Raw genomic sequence first — 26,500 nt, 5'->3', positions numbered from 1 at the left:
CCTCAGTCGCAAGGCTAAAAAGATGGCGATTTGATGCTAAAATCGGCGCTAGTGAATATTCCGCAACCATCCTGACGGGCCCCTCGCGGCGCCTGCTCCCTCTTTTTCAATGGATCAGACATGCTTAGAGTGGTAGGTGAAGAGACAGACATCTGTTCGGCGATCAACCGGTTCAATGCCTCCTACCATGATGACTTCTACACAGTAAGGCAGATCTCTAAAGCCTACCTGAGCGCTCTGACGCCGCATAACGCCGCAAATTTAGCTGACGCGCTACGACATGCTTTGATGAGTTGGGGTGCTGGAGCGCGTAAAGCCCCACTGCTGCACCTGCCCGCTCAAGCCGCATCTGCTCTGTGCAGCCCGAGCCTTCACGCCACGCTTGTCCGTTTTGACATTCACCAACTTGGTGCCTTCGCGCTGTGTTCCGATGGTCACCGGATTTTCGCTAGTGAAAAACTGTATCCGTCAACGGCTCATTTTGATGCAGAGCTGCTCGGTGTCCTAAAGATGCTTGCCGACGCATTGTTCATCGATAACACCAACGTCACCTACCCCATGAAAGCCTTACTACTCATAACGGGATTCATGCCAGCGCTTGATAGCCAGGTTAGAAAGGGGTTACAGAACGCCGGCGTTCGAGGGTTCGGTAGCCCTCGGTACCTGCTCCCCAGCGACACCCTCAAAGCCGCCGGCCAAAAACTCTGCAGTCTGCCCTTCGCGCTAGGCCAATGTTGGGAGCAAAACAAGGATCACTTGACCGACGCCGTTCAAAAAAGCGACCACCCTGGCCTTCAAACCGAGCCAGGTCGAATTTTCGATATCCTGCTCTTCATGCAGCAAGATCCGAGTAGGAAGCTCATCTCACTCTGAAGCGGGTGTTCCTTCACGCCGGATGGCGCAGGATTTGCGAGGAAGGCAAATCTAGCCGCATACCTCCCCCACCTTGTAGCGAAGACATGGACTTTGACTGTCAGGTTTCATGATCTAGCAGTAGGTAGCGTCCGTGGGATGGACACCTCAACTCACGCTCCGAAAAAGCCTCCCGAAGGAGGCTCTTGGTATCAGGCTTCTTACTGAAGCCAGCTCTCCACAGTGTCCGAGCCGTACTGGCTTTTCCAAGCTTTCAACACCGAGTGGTTCCCGCCCTTGGTTTGAACAAGCTCGCCATTATGCGGGTTTTTGTAGGTTTTCGTCTCCCGCGGTTTGCGAGTACCGGTGGTGCTTGCAGCAGCGTTCACCTGACGCGCGCCAGCCTGAGGATCCAAGATGTTGATGACCTCTCTCAAACTGTAGCCATACTCTCCGAGAAGGCTGCGCAGTTTGGTTTCAAACTCCATTTCTTGCTTAAGCCCATTGTCATCTTTCATGGCTTCCAGTTCAGCAAGCTGAGCTGCGAGCTGCTGTTCAAGACGACGGTATTCGGCGAGGCGAGACATGTGTGAATCCTTTGATGTACAGGTACGACAAGACTACATGTGGGACGAGAAAAATGCGAATTTCGACAGCGCGCCGAGGTTGCGTAGCGGTATCTGCAACCTAATCCCGAACCCAGGCTTGACCGATAGAGAAATAGACAAGTGAATGTCACCCAATGGTCGTGGACAGAGCCAGCTGAGGAGATCGTGATCTCACGTTACAGTTGTGTGTAGGCAGTGAGTAGCACTGTGCAGAGAGCTCCTGTGGCTCTAAGGTGCATTAGAATCCACAGGAGCAGTTACAAGCAGACTTATTTTTTGCCACGGTACCATGCTGCGGTTTGATCCAACGCACGAGCGAAACGACTGATCAGCTGATCGATCTCGGTTTCTGAAATGATCAGCGGCGGACAAAATGCGATGGAATCGCCGATAGCTCTCAACACGAGGCCATTTTCCTGCGCTCGAGCCACAAGATAACGACCAAGGGTTCCAGGCTCACCGAAAGGAGCCTTTGTGCCTTTGTCAGCAACCAGTTCGACCGCCCCGATGAGTCCTACACCACGCACGTTCCCTACGAGTTCATGACTCTCAAAACCACGCAAGGCTTTTTGTAGCAGTTGACCCATCTTATCAGCACGCTCAACCAGTCCCTCCTCCTCTATGATGGCGATATTCTCCAGCGCAACGGCCGCAGCAACGGGGTGACCGCCACCGGTAAATCCATGCGCGAACGTGCCGATGACACTACTTTGATCAGCAATGCCTTCGTACACACGTTGGTTAATTAAAACGGCGGAAAGAGGTTGATAAGAGGATGTGATCTGCTTAGAGAGAACCAGGATATCTGGTTTGATGCCATAAGTCTCGCAACCGAACATAGAACCCGTACGACCGAACCCGGTGATCACCTCATCTGCGACGATAAGAATGTCATACTTGCGGCATATGTCCTGGATCTTTTGCCAATAGGTTGCAGGTGGAATATGCACACCACCTGCTGCCATCACAGGCTCACCAAAAAATGCTGCAATCGTTTCAGGCCCCTCTCTCAGGATTACTTGCTCAAGCTCATCCGCTAGCCGATCAGCATAGGACTCATCTGATTCACCGACTCTCATATCCCGATATACAAGAGGGCCATTGACATGAAGAAAGCCTGGTAGCGGTAAGTCAAATGCCTTGTGAGTCGTAGGCAGTCCAGTGAGGCTCGCGGCAGCAACCGTAATTCCGTGGTACCCGTTTTTCCGTGAAATAATCTTCTTTTTTTGCGCTTGGCCCTTTGAGTTATTGAAATACCAAACGAGCTTTACCGCAGTGTCATTGGCTTCGGAGCCAGAATTGGCAAGAAAAACCTTGCTCATTGGTATTGGAGCAATCTGCAGCAATTTCTCAGAAAGCTGAATACAAGGAGAGAGCGTTTTGTTGATGAACTGATGGTAGTACGGAAGTTTATCTAGCTGTTTCGTTGCAGCCTCAACCAGTCGCTTATTGTTAAATCCAACAGCGACACTCCACAGACCTGACATTCCTTCTATGTAACGTTTGCCATCAGAATCGATCACGTAAATTCCATCTCCGCGCTCAATGATCAGAGCACCTTGTTCGGCATGAACTCGAGCGTCCGTGAATGGATGAAGCTGAGTCTGCATGTCTATCAAGTGCAGATCTGACATCTGATCCAAAGACGAGTTAACCCCTACTTTACTCGCAAGCATATTAGTCACCTGACTGATGGGAAATTATGGCTGAGTGATACTGCCGACACCAACCATGCCACTCATGCAGCATGTCAGTGATGCCGTGCTAATTATTTATAACTGTTTGATGAAAGTCTAAATATCCGTTTTGCGAACACTGTTGGCGGCCAACCCAGTGTTACAGTGTGATTCGGCGTCACAGCTTAAGCGTCGCAACGGGCACGATGTAATGTCTGTCGAGGAGTCTCATAAAAGATTGAGCGATATTCGACGGAGAATCGGCCTAAATGGGTAAAAGCATAGGCTAAGGCGCATTGAGTTATCCCCGTTGGACGATGACATATCAGATCGCTGTGTACGGCATTTAGCCTCGCGATCCTAAGCCACTTCAAAGGGGTTACACCAAGCACTTCGCGAAAAGCGTACTGAAGGATACGAAGGCTCACTCGGGCACCTTGGCACATGGTTTGAAGGGTGGCTGTGCTTAAACCCTCCTCTTCAGCCGCATCACAAGCATCATTGACTATGCCGAAGCGATCAGTTCGCCAAGTCCGCGCGCTCTCGTTTTGGGAGCTTTCACATAGAGGCGACGCTAGCGAATCGAGCAACCGTGCTGACGATTCCGAGCAGAAATCGTCCGATAGCTCGAACTGCGATTGATCGAGCATATCCAGGGCCATTGCTTGAAATCCCTCCGGCAGACTGAGCGTCCGAATTTTTGAGACAACCACACCTAGGCCAAGCCTATCTAGGTGCTCCGCCAGCGTATCAGCAGCAACGACGAGTACCAACACATCAGAAAACTCCGAAGACATCACCCGATACCGACCAGACGAGTTCATCAGGCCAGAGCCGTCTTTGAGATCTCTCCGCCAATCCAGATGGTGTAAGCCGTGTGGATTGATCGGGTGCGAGACTGCAAAACTCCTTGCCGGGAGGCTGCCGGCTTGTTGTACCGCAGTGTTCATGCGCTCCCGTGCAAGCGTCAAACCGTCCAACCTAAGCTCAGTCACCGAACCTTCAAATCGCCCTGGAGAAAGCTGGGTGTACTTCTGATCCCAATTTCCAAGCAACCTAGCCTGATGAACCACGTCGAAGGATCGGTACTCGACTAACGATGGCATGCTGAGAACCTCTGACTGTTTTGAGCAACCACTGATCCAATTACCCCAGAATCGTGTGCCTCGGCAAGCCCCATGGAGAACCGCGGGTATCTGGCAATTCAACACTGATGCGGGCGGCGAGCAGCGTCCATATCGGCCCATTCGTTGCTGCCTGGCGGCTAGCAGGTGATTCTGCACGCTACCTTAGCAGCGCCTTCGCTTGAGTTTCACTTGCACCGGTAGCGGTGTTCTTTGGGCTGCGTGTCTGTCGGATTATTCCGACAGCCATGATGCACAGCGTCAAGCCGCCTGTTGAGAAAATAACCGATTGGTAATCTGGACTTAGCATCATCATCACCAAGCAAATACTGATGAAGCTGATCACCGCCCAAGTGAGCCACGGATACATCCACATTTTCATAGGTATCAGGGTGCCCTGCTCTTGCAATTTACGTCGCATCCGTAATTGCGAAAATGCGATCACCAAATACACCAGTAAGGCGGTCGAGCCCGTAACGTTCATCAGCGTGTCTAGAACGTCCTTGGGGCGCAGCGCCTCGCTAAAATTCATCAGAGCCAACACAACCGGCACTGCACATGACGCCAAGATTGCCCATATTGGTGCGCCGTTCGCGTGACGAGTGCGCTTGAGTACCGAGGGAGCATCACCTCGGACAGCCAGTGAAAACAACATCCGAGAGGCTGTGTAATGAGCCGACACAAGACAGCTACTTACGGAAGTCAACACCACAAAATTCATTAGGTATTCGGCACCCGGTACCCCCAGCAGCTCAAGCGTACGACGATATGCACCGTAGCCTGACTCGCCCAGGAACGGATCATTCCAAGGCACCAAGCATACGATCAGAAAAATGGAGCCCACGTAGAACAATCCTACTCGCCAGATGACCGATTTGGTGGTTTTGGCGATTTGTTCTTGAGGATTTTTTGACTCAGAGGCCGCAATGGTCGCGATCTCAGCGCCTAAAAATGCAAACATCACCCCAAGCATTGCACCAACAACTGCTCCAACACCGTTCGGCACGAATCCATGCGCGGTCAAATTGGCAACTCCGATTACCTCACCACCTCGCCAGACGTGCATAGCCGCCAGGGTGCAGATAGCAAGAAAACTGCAAATTGCCACCACCTTTATGAGAGCGAACCAAAACTCCATCTCACCAAAATGCCGGACATTGAAGAAGTTCACACTCATTAGAAGCAGAGTAATTCCCAGCACAAATGCGTTCATGCTAATCGCTGGAAACCAGCCGTGGAGAATTTTGCCGGCAACATAAGCTTCCCATGCCATTATGCACACCCAGCTAAGCCAGTAGAGCCATCCAATCGTGAACCCTGCCCAACTTCCGATAGCTCTATCGGCATATGTCGAAAATGAACCAGTGTCGGGTGAGGTAGTAGCCATCTCGCCTAGCATCCTCATAATCAGCATCATGAGAATGCCCCCGGCAAGGTAAGCTAGAACGGCAGCTGGCCCGGCATTATGAATTACGCTTCCAGAGCTAACGAACAATGAACCACCAATTACTCCTGCGATTGACATCATCGTCAGGTGGCGCGGCTTGAACCCTATTCCAAGTTGGCGACCAGCTTTTGCAGCCCCCTGGCCACTCGATTGTAGATCTGCTTCTGACCAGCTCATATTTTCCACCATATAGAAAATTATCGGATACAGGAGCTAGTCGTCCTTGATGAGCACCCGAAATAGTCAAAATCAGCACCAAACATCTTTAAAGACTGAATGGGGCGATGGCAGATTCATAAGCTTAACTGGCAGCAGAAATTATTGTTTTAATGTGCTTATTCATATTCGCTTGCAGTGACGCGCTCAACAGCGTCTGCAGCTCGTACATAATGGTCGCTGGGCGCTCAGAAAAACTATCCAGATTGCGAATGCAGGCAGCCCTGGAAGCGTGTTCGGGATGACCGAGACGAGGGCTAAAAGTGGAAGGAAACTTGGACGGACAAAGGCGCATTGCTCAATCAACAATCTGCTCGCTGCCCAGCTTCACCGAGCGGCGCCTATCGCGGTAGCAAGCCAGGACGCTCCGGATTTACGAGTAACACATGATCAATGAAACCGGGGGTGGAGTACCCATCAGCTTGGTGCTCTCTTCTACCAGCCAGGCGCCTACCGGCCACACTACCTGAAGCACCAACAGAATTGTGAAGGTCAGGAAGGCACGAAGCAGGTACTCATGAGTCATCTTGATGCCGGTTACCTTCTCGTTGACCAGTGAGTAATTGTGAAGGACGGCACGAGCGAGCTGCTTGGCTAACCCCGCTCTGGGCGAGCTTTCTTTCCAGGTGGTGGCTAACTCTCCTGGGCCAAGCTGGGCGAACCCTGTAACTTTCAGCGTTCTGAACGCCCAGGCCCCCGCACTCAGTAAGAAGGCGACTGCAAACGCGAACAGCATAAGCCCCATGCAGCCTAGCCATTTGCTCGACTTGTCACTCCATAGCGTCGGCAGCAGCGAGACCAACACGGGTATCAGCGCCGTGATGGCCGCGAGGTAAATTCCTGCCTTAGCGTCAGCACCCTTGCGGCGGTCAACCTCTGCATCGAAGAGTCGCCTAGATTCCTCCAGCACCACTTCGCTATCGGTCGTCCAATCTCCATCGCGCACTGATGCAGCAATCTGCTGCTTCCACTCTGCATCTGCGGCCTGTTCAATAGGTGACAGAGGGATGACAGTCGGCCAAAGCCAGCGGAGCCGATCTTTAAGTTTGAGCAATGTGGTTCCCCGTCAGCTCGTCTACGATCGCTGAAGCAATTGGGTAGCCAGTTAGATTCTCGATCCAGGCCCACTGCCCGTTCGGGTTGATCTCCAAGAACCACAATTTGCCCGCTCGATCGCAGACCAGGTCGATGGCTCCATACCTTAGGCCAAGCTGCTGAACAAGCATCACGCATTGCAGCTCAACCCTAGGCTCAAGAACAATCTTCTCGTGGCGAAGATCGGGCCGGCTACCCTTTCGCCAGTCAGTTTCTGTTTCCTCGTTATCTTGCGACCAGATCGCCGTTGCGAAAACACGCTCGCCCACGACAGTCACTCGGACATCGTATTGCTTCAAGATTTCTGATTGCACAATGAATGGGGTCAGCCTGATTGATTCCGCCTGATCCTCCTCAAACTCAGCGAGTCGAGAGGTGAAGATAACGCGCTCCGTCTCGCCTTCAAGCACCGCTTGGCGCAGCGGCTTGCCAACGGCATGGCCGAGCACAGAGATGGCCCTAGCACATAAGATGTCGTTCGTGATGAATGCTTGTGGTACGTGGAAGCCAATCTCCTGCGCGAGGAGGAGCTGCATCGGCTTGTCTTCAGCCATGAAGATCTTCGTAGGTGAATTCAGCCACAGCCCCTCCAGGCGGGAGTAGAGGCTTTTGAGAAAGCTGCTCCACTCTGCTTCTGCGTAGGCCCGCTCGCCAGGATCTGTGACCGTGTCGGATACAACTGGAGCTCCAGGCCTACGGAAATAGGCCCCAGTTATCTGCGACCCACGAACAACCACCCCGTCCAGTGAAATAGACCAAGCGTCCCGAGGAAATCCCGCCATCGAGCACAACGCTTGGGGCAATTGCTCGGTATTGAGGCGGACAAAAGGCTGATCGCGCCGGCGAAGCTCAGCAACCACGTAGTCCATCGTGATATCCCGGCGATTTGTCACCAACAGCAGCATGATGCGCTTCCAGGTCAGTCTGAGTAGTAACGGGTGTCCAAGCCGAACGTAGGATCACCATTGTCATCGCGCTCAAGCTCGACGTTGGTTTTCGTGATCAGCTCAAGGATGTGGTTGGCATTGCACCGGTCGTCTCTCTCAGTGATCGCATCAGTTTTGGTCACGAGCTGCAGCAGATGGTTACTCGAATCGAATTGGTGCAGGTGGCTGGAGTCATTCGATTGACCTCGATAAGGACTGGGATCGTCATCATCGCTTTCGACCTTCTGATAGGTTTTGGTCAGTAACTCAATCTGCCAGCACGCCTCATCATCTTGCTCGGCGTTGACCTTCGTCTTGGTCATCAGCTCGTTCAGGGCACCGTTGGCGATGATCGGGACTTCACCATCGGGAGACTGAACCACCCACATCTGGCGGTCAGGAGAATAGAAGCCAGGTATGGTGTCCTCCCCTATTCTTGGCGTCGCAAATCGAGATAGGAATGGCGAATTCTGTAGAGCTCCCAAGCTGGCGTCTCCTTTGCCGGGCAAGTCGCGATAGACGAGAATCAGTCGACAATACCATTTGGCCAGCATTGGGGTAAATGGAAGGTAAGGGCCCGCACACGAGCACTTACCTTCGAATTACCGCGCATCATGCACATGAAATCCTCGTGCTTTCACCTGACATGATGCACAGCGCAGCTGCCGGGCTACACCGATGGCGATTGTCCGCCACAGGCAAGGAGCCCTTGATCATTGAGCTCGAGGTGTAATTGCTTGAGCATTGCCGGCACGCCATCCATCTTTGGAGATTGTGCCGAAGTTAATTGACAGTGATACGATTTAGCCTTGCTCAAACGCTACAAGGAAGCAATTCAATGGCCTTACTGGACAAGATCTGGCATGAGATCCTCACCAAAGAAGATGCTGAAGAACCCATGTTTGTTTGTGTGGCCTGCATTGGTGACACTTGGCTCAAGAAACAGGCCTCAAAACGTTCGGAGGAACAGCTGTGCAGCTGCTGCGGCTCCTCAGTGCTCGAGGCGCTCACCTCCAGGAAAATTGCAGACACGATCAAAAAGCACCTTTCCGAACATTTTGCCATCGACCATGGACTTCACCCAGGTTACGAGATGGGGCTCAGTCGCATAATTGGTATTGCCATCCGGTGCGAATCGGAAGCCGTATGTGATGCGGTGGCCGAACGGCTCATTGATCCTGATGCTGATGAGGAAGATTTTTACTTCAACGGACAGGAGTATTGCCGGGTATCAAGCCCGTTTGAGTCTGAGGAGCACGAGCGATGGTGGGTCGAAGGTGATTGGACGCGCATAGCTGCTGAACTGGTGCATGGTCGCAGGTTTTTTAATACCAATGCCAGCATGTTTTTCGAGTCCCTGATTTTTGAAGCGATGCGAGCAAGTAGCCGCGAAAACCCTGATGTTGCTGCTGTCGTCAAGGTTGCCCCAGAAGCCACTCGCTTTTATCGAGCTCGAATTGCCTCCACGCATGGTCAGCTCCTTGCATTTCAAAATGATCCAGCTAAGGAGCTAGGAGCGCCCCCAAAGGATCGCGCTGCCAATAACCGGATGAGCCCTTCAGGCGTACCACTGCTTTATGTCGCGGCCGACGCACAGACGGGGATTGCGGAGGTACGGCCCTCGATTGGGGATAAAGTGGTGGTGGCAGAATTCGTCTCCACCCGACCGTTGGAGTTCTTTGATTTCACCGCGCTCACAGCGCTTGAGCACCAATCAATGAGCTGGTTTCAGCCTGGTTATCAGGAGCGAACTGATCGTCGGCTATTGCTTGAGTATCTTCACGACTTAATCGCCCGGCCCGTGCGCGCTAATGACACGGATTATGTTGTGACCCAAGCGCTTGCTGAATTCATTCGGTACTATGACAAACAGAGGTTTGATGGCATCTCGTTTCGCTCAGTTCAGCGAGAGGGTGGTGTTAACTATGTGTTTTTTGACCGAAGTCCTCCTGAGGCACTGCAGACACCTGATTGGGTACCTCAGTTTGATCTCGTCGCCTCAAAAAATGGTGTGTCGGTATTTGAGATCTCCCGTGTTGAGTATCACACGGCCGAGCTCAGCAGTTGAGCTTCTCCTCACGCGCTATTCCAGGCTCAAAGCAAGGCTACAGAAAGTGAGCAAAATCGACACCATGGGTGCTCAAGGCCTCTGTCTGAAATTCACATCCGCCCACGCCAGATCATCCTTATCTAGATCTAGCCGAACTGAACGGTTCAAGCTTGGGTTCGGGATCTCAGCCACGAGGAGCCAGCCCCTGCCGGGGCAGTAACGGCGATTGAGTGTACGCATCATAACCTTGACCTTTTACAGATAGACCACACTCCCCCGTGCAAGGCTGGGATCATTTCAAGGATCACTTCGTGGCCCAGTTCAGGTACGCCGCCGGTGAGCTGAAACCTCTGCACTAGCCAGCCAGAAGCTCTGGCCGGCTAGACCTGCATACGCTCTCACCACCGTCCCTGCCCGACCTTCATGAATCTTCCTCCAGCCCCGGTCGACTGGCCCATCCAGAAAGCCTGTCTGAGAGCTCTCCGTGGTTGGGGCGACTTGCCAGCCATTTGAAGAGAACGAGCAACACGCTGCCCATTGATAGCTCAAAACGGCTACGCTGCATCAAAAGAAATAGGTCGCTGGCATGGAACGTCCAATTAAACGATCAGGGTCTGGCCATTCCTGTAAAGCTGGTTCGCTGCCACCGCATTTAGCATGAAGGAATTTTCATGGAAGAGCATTTCATGTACGCACGTTTCTGGCGCTGTGCCCTGCAGGTTAATCCCTTTTCGTACCATGCCGCCTATCGGGGCGCCGATCTGGCCGTAGACGAAGCCGCCTACAACCAAGCATTGCTTGAGCAGTGCCGGGAAACTGGTGTGAACGTGATTGGCGTGGCAGACCACGGAAGCGTGGCGGCGGTCGATGCATTGCGTCAGGCACTGACGCCCCATGGAATCGTGGTGTTTCCGGGCTTTGAAATCGCGGCCAGCGACAAGACCCATTTCGTCTGTTTGTTTGACGAAAACACATCAGTGCAGTCGCTAGAGCGCTACCTGGGCAACCTAGATCTTCTTGATCCTGAAGAACGAATTTTGCCCTCTCGTTTAGGCTCCATTCAGCTAATCAACAAGATCGAGGAGCTTGGGGGCTTCATCTATGCTGCGCACTGCACGCAAGACAGCGGCTTGCTGAAACATCGGCTGCAACACGTCTGGAAGCATCCTGCTCTCAGAGCGGCTCAAATCCCGCATTCGGTGGAAGCTCTTGAAGGTGAAGATGGCGATTTCTATCGTCGCGTACTTCTCGGTAGGGACGCAGCCTACCGACGGGAAAGACCAATGGCGCTCATCAATGCCAAAGACGTCGCGAAGCCTGAAGACCTCGGTAAAGCCAATGCAACCTGCTTAATCAAGATGACCCGCCCTACCTTCTCAGCTTTCAAGGTGGCCTTCCTGGATCCGGAGTCACGCATAAGGCTGAATTCGACTCAGGTAAAAAGCCCGATTGGTCGCCTGCTCAGCTTAACTGTGACGGGTGGGTATCTTGATGGGGTGAAGATCAACTTCTCAGACCACTTAAACACGGTCATCGGCGGTCGAGGTACGGGAAAATCAACACTGCTGGAGTGTGTGCGCTATGTCCTTGACTGTGCCCCGAAGGGTATTCAAGCCCGGAAGCTGCACACAGAAATCATCAAGGAGAATCTCAGCCGTGAAGGAGGACGAATCGAGCTGAGCTTGGTTTCCTCCTCGCAAAACGGTCGGGGCTATACCGTGAGCCGTCGCTACGGTGAGCCTCCCGTGGTTCGTGACGAACATGGCGACGTGTCCACCATGTCACCTGCTGACCTGATGCCAGCCATCGACATCTTTGGGCAAAACGAGATTTATGAGCTTGCCCAAGATCCATCCAGCCGCATTCAGTTGCTCGAACGGTTCCTACCCCAGGAGGGCGAATACAGACACAAGCTGTCTAATGTGCAGGGCCGACTAAAAGCCAACCAACAGAAGGTCTCAAAGGCACTAGCGGACATCGACGATCTCTCTTCTCAGGTTGATCGCCTGCCCAACCTAGAAGAGCAGCTACGGGGCTTCGAGGATCTCGGCGTCAAAGACAAACTGGCCAAAACCTCTCTGCTCGCCCGAGAGCGAGAGATGGCCAAAAGCGCCAAGCAGGCATTGAAACAGGTCGAGACTGCGATTCCCACCTTCGTTAGTCACTTCCCGGAGCTTTCGTTTATCAATGATGAGGCCCTCAAAGGCGTACCGGACATTGATGTGCTACTGACCATGCGAGCGTCACTGGAGAAGCTCACTGAGGACTGTGCGGTGCATCTGAAGGCCATGCAGAGCCTTGTAGACGAAGCAGTCCAGTCATTCGATGCTGCGCATCGCAACTGGGAACAGTTAGTCAAAGGGCATGACACCGAGCTTGAAAAAGAGCTTCGCGCCCTGCCTGACATGGCCGGCAAAAGCGGTCAGGAAATCGGTGCGGCGTATCAGCGTCTGCAGCAAGACATTGAAGGCATTAAACCCTTGAAGACGAAGCTGCCTACACATCAGGGGCAGCTGGATGATCTTCGGCAGGAGCGCCGCAACCTTCTAGCAGAGTTGTCCGACCTCAGAGCAGAGCACATTGGCGCGCTGATCGGAGCTGCTAAACAAATGAGCCGGCGGCTCAAAAAGAAGCTGAAGATAGAAATCGTCCCGGATGCTGATCGGACGCCAATTCGTGACTTTCTACTTGCCTGCAAACTTGAAAACGTCGGCGAAAGGCGGCTGGCCTGGATCGAAGAAGCAACAGGCCTATCTCCTTCCGCACTCGTGAAATCCATCGCTGCAGGGCCTGGCGTTGTTTGCCTCGAATGGGGAGCCACGCCCCTGGTTGCTGAGGCGCTTACCAAACTGCAGCCCTCACAGATCATGGAGATGGAAGCGCTGGATCTGGAGCACCGTGTAGATATTTCCCTCAACGTCGCTCACGACGATGTAGAACCGGTATTTAAACCCCTGACCAAGCTCTCGACTGGTCAGCAGTGCACGGCCATTCTTCACATGCTCCTCCTAGATAACCCTGACCCATTATTGATGGATCAACCGGAGGACAACCTGGACAACGCCTTCATTGCGGACAGGATCGTGGCGGAATTACGCGACGCTAAGACATCCAGACAGTTCTTGTTCGCCACTCACAACGCCAACATTCCAGTCTTTGGTGACGCGGAATGGATTGGCGTCTTTACGGCAGAAGAGAATCGCGGCTCCTTGACCATGGAGGCTCAGGGTTCCATTGATGTACCCGTCATCCGTGACCAGGTAGCGAAAATACTAGAGGGTGGTCGGGCGGCGTTCATTCAGCGCAAGGAGAAATATGAGTTTTAGGGGTTGCGAACAGGGGCATCGGTGCGCTCAGGGACTTGCAGCTTCATACATTTCGCCACTGCCCTAGGTAGCATCGGCCGTGAGTGTTCATTTTCTTGCTGCGTGGAGACCGGGACTGGCGTCCTGACCATCTCATATCCTAATGACTCGGAACGTCTGGTCACATGAACGCTTATCGATCCGCGACACCGTCGGAGTCAGGCATCTGCCCAACCCTTCCATATGCCTGGTTGCGCATTATCGAGTCGCCTTCGTCCTCGAACATCACGCTCCCCCATCGAACGCGCTTCATATGTGCTAGCTGAGCGAAGAAGCAGTTTTCGCAAAGGTGCACTTTATAGTTTTCCCCGCAGTGCGCTGAGCCCTTGCCCCATGACGCATGCATCGTTCCAAACTGCAGATCGCCGGCTGGAACGCGTGTTGATTCTCCACACATGTCACAGAAAACGTCTGTGACCTTACCTGGGTCGGTCTCGCCTGTGATCCTCACCTGCTTTTCCTCACGCCGCTGTCATGTACTGAATCACTCGAACGTGAGCTCATCTGCCATCTTCAGTGTTGGGCCTTCGAACCCCCTCTCGCACCATCTGCCGCCCAGTCGCAGACAACGTATGTGCTGTTGCGGGTGCGCGCGACTACGTATCCCTGGAGATCTTCGCAACTCACGATGTTGGAGGTGCGAATCGGATCGCCATCATCAAAACGCCGCTGGCGGTCACCGAAGACGACCCCTCTCAGGAAAAGCTCATGCGGCCCGTACTCAACCGAAGATAGGTACGCCGTGACCTCTAAATCGAATTCGAACTGCATCGCCTTGGCTACCGTACTGGGCATGGCTGATGGCGAGACATCGACAATCTTGGACGTGGAAAGCGGCGCTCGCCGTTTAACCATGTTTTACCTCCTATGCTGTGACGCCCGCGGAAGCTTACACACGAGGTGCCAACCTATGGGCTGACCAGCAACAAGCGATTAGATGTGCGCATGCTAGCCTTGCAGCAAGTTAAATTTGAGGAACGCTGCAATTGAGCAATCCACCTGTTGCTGGCTACTACGAAATTCTTCTCACTGCTCCCGACTTCTCCGACGACCCGATTGGTGCTCGCCAGAGTCAGCGCTGGCAACTGATCGTTGATGACATTCGCTGCAGCGCATCTGAAGGTGAACTGCGCGAAGCCCGGGGCAAAGCCGAAGGCTACATTCGTGGTCTGGTTGATGCCGGTCATCTCTCCAACAACCGCATTCGTGATTACAAAATCCTGAGTAGTATCCACCGACGCCGAACCCTGCTGTTGGAAGCTTGATCGCAGCATCGTTCATCCAGCGCACGGAAGCGTCTGGTTATGGTGTTGGAATCATTTCCCCTATGAGCGCTCGTAAGCTCGCCCTTCCCAATCCCCGCTTGAAGGACGTCAGCACAAACTCTCCCTCAGTCGTCGTGATCACCCAGTAACGCCCTACCTTCTTCAGATGCTCGATGCTAGACGTCTGCAGGATGTGCCCATCCGCCCGTTGGTCAAACTGCCCCGGATCGGTGTGGCAAAAAACGATGCCTACAGCGCGCTCGGACGCGATGAAAACATCGCTCAGGTAGCCTGTAAAGGGTGACGGGTACCTGAGAGACATCGCCCGTAAGATCCTCTTGAGCTGAAAATCCGAGAGCTCTTTGACGTGGTATTCAATGACGACTTCATCTGACATTCGTTGTTCCTGCTCCTACTTCTAATCCTGGTGCTCTACCGAGAGGACTGTCCCACGGCAGATTAAATCTCGATGGTGAAATCCGGCGAGAAACCGGTGCGCTCGCCCGGATACCCTCTTGGGTTCGATACGAGTCGGCAGCCGGAAATGACCGTGTCGACCGCGTGATGCGTGTGACCAAAAAACCAGACATCAGCCTGAGCGACCAGGTCATGCCACTCGTTGAAATACGCAGCACCAAGATGGCCCACGTGTCCATCACCAGCCACTTCCTGTATCGGGCAGTGGTGAGTGATCACAACCGTCTTTCCCTCAAAGTCCTTAGCGAGCTCGGTGGCAAGAAAATCGCGAGCGGTAATGTTGCGAGCGATGAGATCTACAGGTCGAAGCTTCCTAAAACCCTCCCCGCTCCGGATAACCTTAAAGTCATTCATGCACTCCCAACAATCGTATATCGCCGCTTTGTAGTCGCCGGTTGAGGTGAAGTCTGTCCAGGCGGTGGTAACCAGAAAGCGGGTATCTCTAATGACCAGAGATTCATTTTCGAGGACATGCACATGCTCCTCCGCAGCCTCCTTCATCTTTATGAGCGTACGATCCAGGTGTCCGCCTTTGTAGTATTCGTGGTTCCCGGGGACGTAGATGACCGGGCAAGCGAAGGTCTGGTTCGCCCAGGTCACGCCCTGACCGCGCACTGAAATGTCTCCAGCGAGCACCACCAAATCGGCGTCGACCTGGGGCGGCTCGAAACCCCGAAATTCCAAATGCAAATCTGAATACACCAAAACCTTCATCAGCTCTCTCACGCTCCGAGCGGCATTGTATGGATCGCTTCTCCAAGGCTTCACCGAAGGGAAGCCGGGCTAGCTCTGGGATTGAGCTAGGGACGCAGTGAAAAAACCGTGTCGAGGGTAGCGCGCTTCTTGCAGCCATCACCTAGCAGAAGGTAAACCGTGCTCCTGGTTTCGAACATGCATGGCTGGCGGTGCGAGATTCCGAAGTTGCTACGCACCCAATGCCCAGGGGCGAATCGATTGCGACTGTCTCGGACGACTTCATGAGCAAAGAGCACCAAAGGCTGTACCGCTTCAGATTTCAATCGTTCCAGCTCTGCCTGTGAAAGTTGCAGATCGGCAACGATCCACTTACGCACCAAGCAATACGGCTTACCTGGGTGATACGCGTCAGCGAGCTCTATCAGCGCGCCATCGTCACCCTCCCATCCCGAGACAACCTTCCCTTGCCCGTAGAAAAACTCACTCACCTCTTCCAGCGTGACAGCCATGGTCAGACCTCGTCGCTGCTGAAAACACGACCTGTGTCTGTAACGAACTCATAGACAGGAGACCTCTCGCTACCGCCGCTGATTCGGATCTCAGACAGCGGCTCCATGTAGCAACCGGTCTTACGAAGGGCTAGTGGCGGAATCACGTACACCCTGTGCACGCTCAGGAGCTCCGGTGATCCGTTTTCCCACAGCGACTTGATCGTTGATACGTCACACACAAGCTGTGATGTAGGGCCAAGGGCGCCTGCATCGAAACCTACCCCTTCGACTAAAAACACGTAGGTGCAGCGGCTTAGGTTGATCGATTTCCAGAATAGGACTTCTGAGTCCTCAATCCTGAACCTCCCTTGGAGCTCATCGCTCTTCGTCAAAAACACTTTTCTTCCTAGCATTGCTGGTCACATGAGGGGGAGTCCCTACGATGGGATAGCCCACACGCAACGGTCACTGAAGGCCATACTTCCGACCATGATCGTCATTTTTTGCCATTCGTTGGCTGGAGGCAGTTAGCGCAAGCCTTCGATTCCACGCGGGTTGCGAGACTCAAGGTGGCCATCCTATGCACGCCATGAACTATATGTCATGGCGTGCATAGGATCAATATGGCCTTATCCTCACTTTTGGGGATTCGACATGGTATCGAGGGAAGCGCTCGCAGCAGTGCTGCGTCTCGCGCGCGCCAGCCGCGGGATGTCTCGTGATCAGCTGTATGCAAAGATCAAGACCAAGATTGAGCCTCGCCACCTTCAGCGACTGGAAAACGCCAAAACCGGCGTTACATTGGAGATGCTAGGCAGCATTGCTGAAGCCCTATCCTTCGATCCGATAGCTTTGTTGATGGTGGCATCAAGCTACGACGAACAGTTGTCCATTGGGGAGCGTCGTGCGGCACTGAAAAAGGAGATTCAGCAGCTTGATGCACTGGGCATCATTGCCGGCATGCCAAAACATTTCTCGGACGGTAAGCTTGTCGGGGAAAAGGCTGGATGGAGCCTTCCTGATAGGATCACCCAGGAAGCATTGAGGTTTCGTGATCTGGGTTTCAGCCAGAGTGAGGCTGCGAGAAAACTAGGCATCCACCAGACAACTGTTGGTCGAATTTGGCGAAGCAGTAAGATTGAGTGACTTAACCAGAGCCGTCCACAATCGGTCATCTCAGAGACTTCACGCCGGCGTTAAGTGCTTCTAGAAATTCGCACATGCTACTAATGTTATAGTCTTTTAGCGGTTGCAGTCTTTTTGCAACTAACTCGCCCTCTTCTCGTGAAATAAAAATGCGCGCAGCTAAAAAGCCGAGCATGCGAGGGCTTCCAGGTAATGCACGCCTCACCATGCGATTACTTCGAATTGCACCGTTAATGTCAGTCGTTGGGAACAGCTCTAAAAGCCACCCCATCATAAGAAGTGCTCCACCCCGCTGAGCCCCATTGGCAGAGTGCATCCCATAATCTATCCGGTCTAGTACATCTAGATGCGTGCGGCATGGTGATCTGGGGGGATGAGCAAAACCTGATGCGGCAACCCCCTCTATTGCGTATAACGTACGCCTACTCAAAAATAGCCCATAAAGAGTATGTAGCACGTCAGATTCTTCGGGGTGGTTTACAATGCGCCTTTGCACCCATGACTGAGCCTTCACCACCAAGAGCGCCAGTCGTTTCTCCTCATATTTTAACGGGCCAACTTCTAGTTGCAAAGTATGCAGATAGCAATTCCACATACGACTTTCGACAGATGGTGGAGTGGATGGTGACCGGAGGGCTTTAAGGTGAATTGGACAATATGCAGAGGTGAGATAACACCAATCTTTCTTCCACACTGGAAACCTAACTGCTATAAAGCTGTGAGATAGACAGTCTTCACATGAATGACTCCTGTATGGTAGGTTTGTTAGTGGTAGTTTGCCACTCCCAAAATAGACTCGAATGACATCGATGGATACATTGTAGATATCAGAATAAAGGCAGGCCAATTCGCTTGACGCATCAAATTCTATATCTGAACCTAAAGCCATTGGCCACTTTGAAACCTCACCTGGTTCGCAACACTCAGATTTTACTGCTTTATTAATGGCAGCACGGAATAAGTGTGGACTTCTGAGGCAACCCAACGATAGGCCTCTATACACCCAGGAGAGAATTGTTTCGCCTGTAACTATGTTATGGTTATCAACAATATCCAAGAGTCAGAACCTCCAAAGCTGCCCAAGGTGAACGGGGCTTGCAACTTTTCCGCCTTCAAGCACTCCACTCATGACTAATACCTTCATGGATGTCAAAATGGCACCAGTCGCTCCGCGCGTTGACTCAAACAGGGCTTGCAAAAAAGCCTTGTTGGAAACCTGATGCTCATTGAGTCCAAAATTTTTTGCCACATATTTTACAAACTCAAAAAATTCAGTAGTAGCCGGCCAGCACTGTAACTCAATCACGCAATGATTCTCCATTCTCAGGTCTTTAGCGATGCTTCTGATTTTTTCGAACCGAGAAAAAGTCCCCACAATTTTTACGCGCGAGAGCATTTTGAACACGTAGAATATAAAATCACAAGCATCTTGGTATGCTTCTGCGCCCCCTAAGAAAAATATATCAATATCGTCAATAGCAAGCACTACCGAAGCGTCTTTGCTGTTGAGCTCGTGTAGTACACTTATTAGCGCTCTAGGCGAAGAGCACACAACAGAGCTTGGCAAGCCTAATGCATGGGCAAATGCAAGCCTTAACGATTTACCTATATGCACATGGGGTGACCGAATTACTATTGGCCATAGGCACTTCGGATCCTTCACCGACGAAAACAACTGAGACAAGACTATGCTCTTCCCAGACAGTGGCGCCCCTCGCAATAAAATCAGATCCTTATCTAGGAGAGAGCTTGTCACCGAAAGTCTAGCTTGTCTCTGTAATGGGCACCGGAAAACTCTCATTTGGAATTAGCTGGAATTTCTTGGAGCCATTTCGATTTGCTCGCCCTTTGCAAAACCTCAATTGTAATCTTCTCAGCTCCAGACGAAATCGCATAAGCTCCTGCTGCTTTGAGTAGGTCGCAAATGCGACCGACGACTCCTTCCGTTTTTTTGTAAATCGCGCTGCTGAGTTCCGCGGAGGACAATCGAGAGGGCATTGCTAAGGGCATAATGCTCTCCCAAGTATCGAGGAAATTTAGGTATTCTGAATCAACCTGCTGCCATGGTGTCACTTCATACTTCTCAAACCGACGGACGTACTGTGGGTCGAACTGCAAGGCATTTAGAGCCTCACCCACACCAAACACAAAAAAGCTCATATACGTGGGCGGGCCACACATACCTCGCAGCATCGACAAGAAGGCCAACTGCTCCTGATTGGAAAGTTGCAGGATAGAGTCTTGGAACTCGTCCATAAAAATTGCCCTGACATCATTTGCGAGGCAGTATTCCATTACCATTCCAATGTCTAGTCCCGTCTTACCAGGATCCAAACCCAATGCAATCATCAGCTTCTCGCCGGGCCGCGGTCGAACTCGAACATTTCTTGTGTCCCGTACAAAGTTCACATAACGAATCTTACGACACCAATCTTCGTTCAATCCTCTGATTTCGTTACAAATGGTAGATTTTCCGTAATTGCTGCCAGCCGTTACTACAAGACAAGGTGCCTCCATGCACCCTCTTGGGATATGAATCATGTTGTAGGCAATCAGCTTGACGTTCCTCAGGTGCTCCGTGGAAATTAGTACGTCTTTTCGTATGAAGTCCATACGTTCCTGATCAGACAATTCCATTGCGAAACGGCGGCTTTCATGTATATGTTCGAACGGCATAAATTTACCCCTTCCACTCAAGTTTTTTACGGGCTTGATCAGCAGCAAGTGGTTTGAGTCCCGAATCATCAAACGACTTATTTTCTAGTAGAGCAGTTATTCCCACGCCGTGAGCCTTTTTTGCATTGTGCTGTCTGACGCGTTTAGCTTCTGCCACAGCATTATCAATATCATCGTGAGCCTGAAGCCTCAGTTCGTGAAGCGTTGGATCGATAAGCTCTCCACGGCGACGTTTGCCTGATCTGCTACTAGCATAATACTCGCTCAAAGATATAGGCTGCTTGGTTACGTCTGAATACGGTATCTCATAATACCTACCCTCTAAGCGGAGCCAGATCTTTCCGAGATTTAGAGGGTTGTATTTGAAGGTTAGGCGCTGCCCTACTAACCTTCGGATTACAGACGAAACGTAGAAGTCTCCTTTAAACTCAACCCCTTTCGTCTGCACAGTCCTGGTAAAAGACGGAAAAAAATCTAAAGCAAAAGTTCTAAAATCACCTGGTATAGGCTGAATATACTGTGGCCCTAGTTTCGCCATCTCTTCATCCCACACTTCACTAGGAGATCGACGCCCCAATCCTTCGTGAGCGCGCCCATGATATATAGCTACCTGATCCGCAAACCACTTGCAAAGTTGCTGATATGTCAGCGCTGACTCTTTGGCAGAGTCATAATCTGCTTTAGTTAAGACATTTGAATAGGTAGTCCCTGGCAGCATATGCACTTTACCCATCAATGTGCCAATGAGCCGCTCGACATGTCCACCGTAATGCTTTTTACCAATCGGCCTCAGTAGCAACTCTATATCGTAGAGTCCTAAAGCGGCTGCAAACTCGTCCGAAGTAAACTCTGCAGCGTTATCAGTACCCACTGCAACTGGAGTACCCCAAAAACGATGCAATGTTCCTATCCCTCCCCCCATCATCATTGGCTGCTCGCTTTTTGGGTAACAGGCAGACAACAACGCCATGGCGACACTCAATGCGCTTGGAGGATGCAGCGCTAAGTAATAACCCAAAACAATCCGGCTTTTAAGATCTATGACTACAGTCAGCCAAGGCCGCATTAGCGGAAAGCCGTTAGAATCCCTGATGATTACGTCGACTTTTGTATGATCGACTTGCACCATAGATAGAATAGTTTCGACATCTATAGACCCTGGTTTCATTTCAAACTTCTGCAGCATCGCCTCACGGCCACGCCTTATAGAATAAATTGCGCGATCGCCAAAAGACTCCAGCCGATTTTTTATTGTATTTTGACTTGGAGGCTTTAGGCTATTAACAACGCATTTTGATTCTACGTATTCATACAGCTCAGTAAAAGTGCAAAGCTTTTTTGTCTTATTGAGATATCGCCTTATCCCATCTTCAATGATTTGTTCATGAAGAGGACTTAGCATGCGAGTTGCAGCTTTTCTACCGCGAATATTTCGCATCAGAGAGACTGCGCCCAACTCAGGATCATATCGTCTAAGAAGGCGTGTCAAAGTAGGCACGGATATTTCAAGCTCTAATAACAAATTAGCGCGGGAAATTTTACCTGAGAGCAATCGATCGATACACTCTGCACGAGTTATTGCGACTTGCATTTCCACTGGATTGCTTTTTGATTGTTCAAGCCAAGCAAGACGGCGTTCGGTGATGTATTCCTCACGTGCACCTTCTGTCTCAATCAGGGAAACTTCTGTAAATGGAACACTGAAAGTATTCCCCGCATCCAGATTCTCAAGAGTGACAGAGCCATCCTTGGATACTTCTGTGACCCGGTATGCGTTCTCTGAATGTTTGACGAGACTTCCCTTGCTCACAAATCTTTTCATTCAAATTCTCAGCACTTGAAAGTTTGTCGAAGTTAAACCGATTTGCAAGCACACGTCAAAAAAGAGCATCACCCCCTTGCAGCCCCGAACAAATAATAAGTATTGACGCCTCAAAAAAGCCACTTAGGCTTATGCAATTTTTAGGCCGCCAGATAAGTAGTGATTTTCAAAAGAAAATTTCAAGCTTGTCAATTTATATATATTATATGAAAATAGGGCATTTGATTCATTAACGAGACCGCCGCTAATGCAAAGCAGTGGCATGCATGAAAAAAAATCAAGCAAAATATGCGAAAACAGAGCTTTCAGCTACCTGAAGCTATAACGAATGTGGGATTTTGCCATAGAGTTGATACTGACTGGGGATTGGAGACCAACTAAAAATGATCATTCGCGAATAGAGCAGCTAAAAATTCAGATACAAATTTCAGCACTATCAATAAGTTACAAGATGATCATTTATAAGTGATCGGCCAGCATCAGTGGATGCCTTATGGTTACTGGGCTGGAGCGCTTAAGTGTGAGAAATGATCAAATGCGGCAGTTGAGGCAGAGAAATAATCATTTTTAGTTGATGGCCTCGCTGAAAGCCCTAAGCTAGAGGGTGCCGGGGGAAATTTCATTTTTAACTGAGCGTCACAGAGCCTCGTTCCTTGTAGTAGCCAACCACGTTGGCCAACGTCCACCGCAGCTACCTCATCAGCACTGGATCGGCAAATTTCCAGCTGGCCGACTCGTGCTGATACCGGCTGTTGGTGAACACATCGCGATGGTGAACACATCGCAATACCGCTCGAATGAGTGTTCCTGGCTGTTCAGGGCCAGGCTCTCGCGAATAGCTGCAGGCATCGCGTGAAACAGTGTCAGCAGATCGTGAGCGTCACGCTTTTGTTTGGGTGGAATCTTGCCGATTGACTGCAGGTATTGGTGAGCCGTTTTGAGTGCTTCGACGTCAAGCTTATAGGTTTCGCCGGACGTACCTTCGTGCTGATCTGGCACGGAAATAAAGCTTTTCAGCAGGATTTCCATACCGATCGCTGCATTGACCATGGCGACATGCAGGAGGTTTTGGGCGTCTAAAAGCTCAGCGGCCTTGAGGTAGTAACGGGCGCTTTCAAGCATCCAGCCTGGAAAGTGAGTCATTAAATGGTGGTCGTTGGTGGTGACTGCCGCCGGAGGTAGCTCATTCTTGAACGCTAGCGTGCAATCGTGGCGTTAGCGATAACGCATGAGCTACCCCTAGCTCAACAGATGAGCTACCCTGCCCTTATAATATGAACACAAGAAATAACTACGCTAAATATTCATTTAGTAGAGTTACACTCAATAAGTGCCTTATTCTGATATCGACCAGAACTAAGTTGTTTACCGTCAAACCCTGCCCTGATGACGGCTGCGAAACGCTTCCGCAACATTAAACACTCCCATACCGGCAAGCATCGCGAGCACAAATAGCCAGGCTTGCCAGTACCCCCCGGCGAGCAACACCAGCACCGGCCCCGGACATACGCCGGCAAGCCCCCAGCCTATGCCGAAAACCAGGCTCCCGCCGACGAGTCGACGGTCGATGTCGCGCCTGGCAGGCAGCTGTATCTTACCTCCCAGCAAGGCCGTGGTATGACGTCGCGCCCAAGTCATCGGCAACAGTGCGGCACCTATCGCACCCACCATGACCAGTCCCAGCGACGGGTCCCACTGCCCGGCAATGTCGAGAAACCCCAGCACCTTGGCAGGGTTTGCCATACCGGATAGCAATATCCCCATGCCGAACAGCAACCCTGCGATAAAGCCACTGATCCGCTTCATTTCATGCTCCTGAAAGTACATGCCTGACCACGAAGACCGTGGCAAAGCCTGCTGCCATGAAGCACAGCGTCGCCACTGCAGAACGAGGCGACAGGCGTGACAAGCCACAAACGCCATGGCCACTGGTGCAGCCACTGCCATAGCGGGTACCGAGGCCTACCAGAATTCCCGAGACCATAAGCAGCCAAGGCGCCACACTGAAATGAACGGGAGGCATTGCTGAGAACAGTTGCCAGGAAAGTGGCGCGGCAATGAGTCCCAGCAAAAAGCACACTTTTTCGCCCCGCCCTTCCCCGCCACTTTGCAGCATAGAACCGAGCAAACCGCTGATGCCCGCGATGCGCCCGTTCGCAACGGCGAACAGCCCGGCGGCCAAACCGATCAATGCCCCGCCTGCCAATGCCGACCACGGCGTGAAGGCAGCCATATCAACAAACATCTCAGCGCTCCATTGTCGAATCAGAGACAAGAAAAGATGCCATCTTAATGAAGTCAGCTGACGGGTGCAGACCTGATCGTCAGGATGCTGCACGGTGCATGGCTGACAAGCCGCTCGGTGGTATCGCCGATCACCTTGGCCCAATGCCTGGGCTGCACGGCGCCGACCACCACTGCATCGATTTTCAGCGTGGCGATGTAGGACTTGATCACGCGCAGGGGCGCACCTTCGCTGAAATGCCGGTGCGTGTGAGCGATGCCATGTGCATCGGCCAACGCATCGAAGGGCAGCTGCAGTGACTCGCGTAATTGGTTCGCCCAAGGGCCTGCAAGGTCAGGGTTGGCCAGCATGGCGATGGGCAGGTCGTAAGCCGACAGCAGGTGCAACTGCCCCTTGCATTGAGTCGCCAGTTGCTGACCTGCCGCGACCAGGGCATGGTTGAGGGCGTCGTTGTGTGGCGACGGGTTGGCGACATCCACTGCGACCAGAATGTTGTGGGGGATGGCTGGGGCATCCGCCGGTACGAACAACAACGGCGTCTCACTCCCATGCAGCAGCGCCTGGTCGAGCGAGGTCCGAGCGATCTGCTCGAGCAGGGAGTGGCCCGGGCAGCCCTTGATCACTAAATCAGGTGCGTAGCGGGCAATGCACGCTGGCAGCTGATCACGCGGATTGGAGGTTTCAACTGCCTCGAAACCTGGCCGAGCCCCAACGAATGGCTGCTCATCCAGCAGTGCTTTGAGTTCGGTACTGAAATGCATGAACGAGGCCGAATGAAGTGGGGCCTCCTGCAATTCGTGAGGCAGGCGCAGTGCACCAGATTCATGGATGCCCAGTACATGCAAACTCGCACCCGCCGCCGCAGACAATGCCATGGCCCGGGACAGCGCGGCATTGGCTTGGGCCTCGGTCATGATAAGCAGAATCCGGCGATACGGCTTCATGGGTACCTCCCGGCGCGTTGCCTGGGTTGCATGCGCTGTCATTATTGAAGCAGGTGCTGGTTCGTTCTTGATAAATATCAATGCCCCCAGGCGCCACTTTGCACCTGCTAGTGAAGAAATCCTAGCGTTGCTGCCGCAGGCCAATGAGCTACCATCCATGCGTTGGTCGACAACTTGAAATGAACCGCCCATCAGGGCAAGAGTGCAGGCGATGCTCATTGTCACGCTGATCAACATGCTGGTCGTGATCCTGGTGGTGATCATTCACTACGAATGCTTGCTGCGCCTGAATGACTGGCTACCCCGCCTGAAGCTCTGGAGCCGGTTTCGCATCGTGGCGGGTGTGTTCGGCGCACTGCTGGCCCATGCCCTTGAGGTCTGGTGCTTTGCCCTGGTGTATTACCTGATGGCCCACGCCGACGGCTGGGGCACACTCAGCGGCAATTTCGACGGGAGTTTCCTGGACTGCGTGTACTTTTCCTTCACCACCTATACCACCATCGGTTTCGGCGACATCACCCCTGGCGGGCACCTGAAATACCTGACTGGCCTGCAGGCATTGACCGGCCTAGTGCTGATCACCTGGACCGCTTCGTTTCTCTTCCTGGAAATGCAGAAGTACTGGAAAGCCAAATAGCGGCGGTTCCAGTCGTCGGGCTGCGGCGTCCAGCACCAGGGCACCCACAGGCGGGCCGGTTCAAGACGCGGTTGCCTGGGGCTCCTCGGGCAGCAGGTCGAACTGTTCAAGACAGCGCTGTTCATCATCGGCAGTGAGCACCTTCAAGCCGCTCACTTCCTGCATGGGGGTTTCGAACAAGGCCATGCGCAGCACCCCGTTGCGTTCCATGAAGGTCTGCGCCAGGCACGTGCACACCGGTTTGCCGACAAGCGCGGTGAGTTTTTCATCTTCGGGTATATCAACTTGAGCCTGCAGGTTGGCCTCGCAGTTCGCCACGATCTGCGTCACTGAGCGCCCTGCCAACCACAAGGTGCCCGTGCCCAGCAGGGCCAGGCACAACAGCACCACCAGCAGGATGTTCGATTCCCGAGCCACTGAGCGAAGGAACGCCAGTCTGGCCTGCCAGCCTGTCTCCTGGCCGTTGAAAATGGCTTTGCCAACGGTGCGCTTCACGCCCCGCTGCACCGCCCAGCCTAGCGCCACGCTCAAGGTCAGCAAGGCCAGCATCACGACCGGAGTGTGCATGGGCAGGCGCCAGGTCGGGCTCAGCCCGCGATAGGCCGATGCGGCGAGGAGTAACACAAGGATCGCTACGATCCAACCCAGGCTGCCCTTGGGGCGATGCAACCACGCTCTGAGTTTCGCCCTAGCTTGTGTGTTCATGAATACCTCCCGTGCCAGCCTGGGCTCTGTATGAAAA

General features: G+C 52.5%; 25 protein-coding genes. 6 read left to right on the top strand and 19 right to left on the bottom strand.

All coding sequences use genetic code 11. The annotated features are described in order from the left end of the window. The first annotated feature begins 120 nt into the window (after nt 1–120). Nucleotides 121–873, top strand: a complete 753-nt coding sequence (locus tag V7787_RS01030; protein ID WP_336084894.1) for a hypothetical protein — start codon at nt 121–123, stop codon at nt 871–873. 200 nt (nt 874–1,073) lie between these two features. Here the strand turns inward: V7787_RS01030 and V7787_RS01025 are convergent, their stop codons facing one another. From V7787_RS01025 to V7787_RS00995, 7 genes are all read right to left on the bottom strand, one after another. Then, nucleotides 1,074–1,439 carry a histone-like nucleoid-structuring protein, MvaT/MvaU family gene (locus V7787_RS01025; RefSeq protein ID WP_336084891.1) on the bottom strand — a complete coding sequence of 122 codons (366 nt, stop codon included), beginning with the start codon at nt 1,437–1,439 and terminating at the stop codon, nt 1,074–1,076. A 290-nt stretch (nt 1,440–1,729) separates the two neighbouring features. After that, nucleotides 1,730–3,136, bottom strand: a complete 1,407-nt coding sequence (locus V7787_RS01020; protein ID WP_336084889.1) for an aspartate aminotransferase family protein — start codon at nt 3,134–3,136, stop codon at nt 1,730–1,732. Nucleotides 3,137–3,321: 185 nt separating this feature from the next. Beyond that, nucleotides 3,322–4,242, bottom strand: a complete 921-nt coding sequence (locus tag V7787_RS01015) for a helix-turn-helix domain-containing protein (RefSeq protein WP_336084887.1) — start codon at nt 4,240–4,242, stop codon at nt 3,322–3,324. Between the two features lie 178 nt (nt 4,243–4,420). Beyond that, the gene (locus V7787_RS01010; RefSeq protein WP_442965304.1) at nt 4,421–5,884 is read right to left on the bottom strand and encodes an amino acid permease; all 1,464 of its coding nucleotides are present in this window, start codon (nt 5,882–5,884) and stop codon (nt 4,421–4,423) included. Between the two features lie 412 nt (nt 5,885–6,296). Continuing rightward, nucleotides 6,297–6,977: a hypothetical protein gene (locus V7787_RS01005; protein ID WP_336084885.1), complete on the bottom strand. Its 681-nt coding sequence runs from the start codon at nt 6,975–6,977 to the stop codon at nt 6,297–6,299. Then, nucleotides 6,964–7,923: a hypothetical protein gene (locus tag V7787_RS01000; protein WP_336084883.1), complete on the bottom strand. Its 960-nt coding sequence runs from the start codon at nt 7,921–7,923 to the stop codon at nt 6,964–6,966. Before V7787_RS01000 ends, V7787_RS01005 begins: the two co-directional genes overlap by 14 nt. A 14-nt stretch (nt 7,924–7,937) precedes the next feature. Next, nucleotides 7,938–8,498: a hypothetical protein gene (locus V7787_RS00995; RefSeq protein WP_336084881.1), complete on the bottom strand. Its 561-nt coding sequence runs from the start codon at nt 8,496–8,498 to the stop codon at nt 7,938–7,940. Between the two features lie 284 nt (nt 8,499–8,782). On the opposite strand from V7787_RS00995, the gene V7787_RS00990 reads away from it, so the two are divergent. Both V7787_RS00990 and V7787_RS00985 read left to right on the top strand, forming a co-directional pair. After that, nucleotides 8,783–10,012: an RES family NAD+ phosphorylase gene (locus V7787_RS00990; RefSeq protein ID WP_336084879.1), complete on the top strand. Its 1,230-nt coding sequence runs from the start codon at nt 8,783–8,785 to the stop codon at nt 10,010–10,012. Nucleotides 10,013–10,665: 653 nt separating this feature from the next. Beyond that, complete coding sequence (locus tag V7787_RS00985) at nt 10,666–13,320, top strand: TrlF family AAA-like ATPase (protein WP_336084877.1); 2,655 nt, start codon at nt 10,666–10,668, stop codon at nt 13,318–13,320. Nucleotides 13,321–13,872: 552 nt separating this feature from the next. On the opposite strand, the gene V7787_RS00980 is transcribed toward V7787_RS00985, so the two are convergent. Beyond that, a complete protein-coding gene (locus tag V7787_RS00980) occupies nt 13,873–14,214 on the bottom strand; it encodes a hypothetical protein (RefSeq protein WP_336084875.1) in 342 nt (113 codons plus the stop codon). Nucleotides 14,215–14,345: 131 nt separating this feature from the next. Between V7787_RS00980 and V7787_RS00975 the strand changes: the two genes are divergently transcribed. Continuing rightward, the gene (locus tag V7787_RS00975) at nt 14,346–14,624 is read left to right on the top strand and encodes a hypothetical protein (RefSeq protein ID WP_336084873.1); all 279 of its coding nucleotides are present in this window, start codon (nt 14,346–14,348) and stop codon (nt 14,622–14,624) included. Between the two features lie 37 nt (nt 14,625–14,661). On the opposite strand, the gene V7787_RS00970 is transcribed toward V7787_RS00975, so the two are convergent. From V7787_RS00970 to V7787_RS00960, 3 genes are all read right to left on the bottom strand, one after another. Beyond that, on the bottom strand, nt 14,662–15,021 hold the full coding sequence (locus V7787_RS00970; RefSeq protein WP_336084871.1) for a hypothetical protein: 360 nt from the start codon (nt 15,019–15,021) through the stop codon (nt 14,662–14,664). 62 nt (nt 15,022–15,083) lie between these two features. Then, nucleotides 15,084–15,815, bottom strand: a complete 732-nt coding sequence (locus V7787_RS00965; protein ID WP_336084869.1) for a metallophosphoesterase — start codon at nt 15,813–15,815, stop codon at nt 15,084–15,086. Between the two features lie 86 nt (nt 15,816–15,901). Continuing rightward, nucleotides 15,902–16,306 carry a DUF6957 family protein gene (locus tag V7787_RS00960; RefSeq protein WP_336084867.1) on the bottom strand — a complete coding sequence of 135 codons (405 nt, stop codon included), beginning with the start codon at nt 16,304–16,306 and terminating at the stop codon, nt 15,902–15,904. A gap of 636 nt (nt 16,307–16,942) precedes the next feature. On the opposite strand from V7787_RS00960, the gene V7787_RS00955 reads away from it, so the two are divergent. Beyond that, the gene (locus tag V7787_RS00955) at nt 16,943–17,434 is read left to right on the top strand and encodes a helix-turn-helix domain-containing protein (protein ID WP_336084865.1); all 492 of its coding nucleotides are present in this window, start codon (nt 16,943–16,945) and stop codon (nt 17,432–17,434) included. A 1,060-nt stretch (nt 17,435–18,494) separates the two neighbouring features. On the opposite strand, the gene V7787_RS00950 is transcribed toward V7787_RS00955, so the two are convergent. The 7 genes from V7787_RS00950 to V7787_RS00920 all read right to left on the bottom strand — a co-directional run bounded on the left by V7787_RS00950 (nt 18,495) and on the right by V7787_RS00920 (nt 25,121). Next, nucleotides 18,495–18,920 carry a hypothetical protein gene (locus tag V7787_RS00950; RefSeq protein ID WP_336084863.1) on the bottom strand — a complete coding sequence of 142 codons (426 nt, stop codon included), beginning with the start codon at nt 18,918–18,920 and terminating at the stop codon, nt 18,495–18,497. A gap of 311 nt (nt 18,921–19,231) precedes the next feature. Continuing rightward, the gene (locus V7787_RS00945; protein ID WP_336084861.1) at nt 19,232–20,158 is read right to left on the bottom strand and encodes a TniB family NTP-binding protein; all 927 of its coding nucleotides are present in this window, start codon (nt 20,156–20,158) and stop codon (nt 19,232–19,234) included. Beyond that, entirely contained in the window at nt 20,115–21,920 is a 1,806-nt protein-coding gene (locus tag V7787_RS00940) for a Mu transposase C-terminal domain-containing protein (RefSeq protein WP_336084859.1), read from the bottom strand. Before V7787_RS00940 ends, V7787_RS00945 begins: the two co-directional genes overlap by 44 nt. A 711-nt stretch (nt 21,921–22,631) precedes the next feature. Continuing rightward, nucleotides 22,632–23,075 carry a hypothetical protein gene (locus V7787_RS00935; protein WP_231114284.1) on the bottom strand — a complete coding sequence of 148 codons (444 nt, stop codon included), beginning with the start codon at nt 23,073–23,075 and terminating at the stop codon, nt 22,632–22,634. A gap of 228 nt (nt 23,076–23,303) precedes the next feature. Then, nucleotides 23,304–23,738 carry a DUF6691 family protein gene (locus V7787_RS00930; protein WP_064492068.1) on the bottom strand — a complete coding sequence of 145 codons (435 nt, stop codon included), beginning with the start codon at nt 23,736–23,738 and terminating at the stop codon, nt 23,304–23,306. Between the two features lies 1 nt (nt 23,739). Continuing rightward, nucleotides 23,740–24,177 carry a YeeE/YedE family protein gene (locus tag V7787_RS00925; protein WP_064492067.1) on the bottom strand — a complete coding sequence of 146 codons (438 nt, stop codon included), beginning with the start codon at nt 24,175–24,177 and terminating at the stop codon, nt 23,740–23,742. 53 nt (nt 24,178–24,230) lie between these two features. After that, on the bottom strand, nt 24,231–25,121 hold the full coding sequence (locus V7787_RS00920) for a universal stress protein (RefSeq protein WP_064492066.1): 891 nt from the start codon (nt 25,119–25,121) through the stop codon (nt 24,231–24,233). A gap of 211 nt (nt 25,122–25,332) precedes the next feature. Here V7787_RS00920 and V7787_RS00915 point away from each other — a divergent pair, with 211 nt between their 5' ends. Continuing rightward, a complete protein-coding gene (locus V7787_RS00915) occupies nt 25,333–25,758 on the top strand; it encodes a potassium channel family protein (protein WP_064492065.1) in 426 nt (141 codons plus the stop codon). 60 nt (nt 25,759–25,818) lie between these two features. On the opposite strand, the gene V7787_RS00910 is transcribed toward V7787_RS00915, so the two are convergent. After that, nucleotides 25,819–26,463, bottom strand: coding sequence for a hypothetical protein (locus V7787_RS00910; protein WP_081273226.1), 645 nt, complete (start codon nt 26,461–26,463; stop codon nt 25,819–25,821). Nucleotides 26,464–26,500: the final 37 nt, after the last annotated feature.

Source organism: Pseudomonas sp. CGJS7, assembly GCF_036961695.1.
This window is presented reverse-complemented; position numbering and strand designations above follow the sequence as displayed.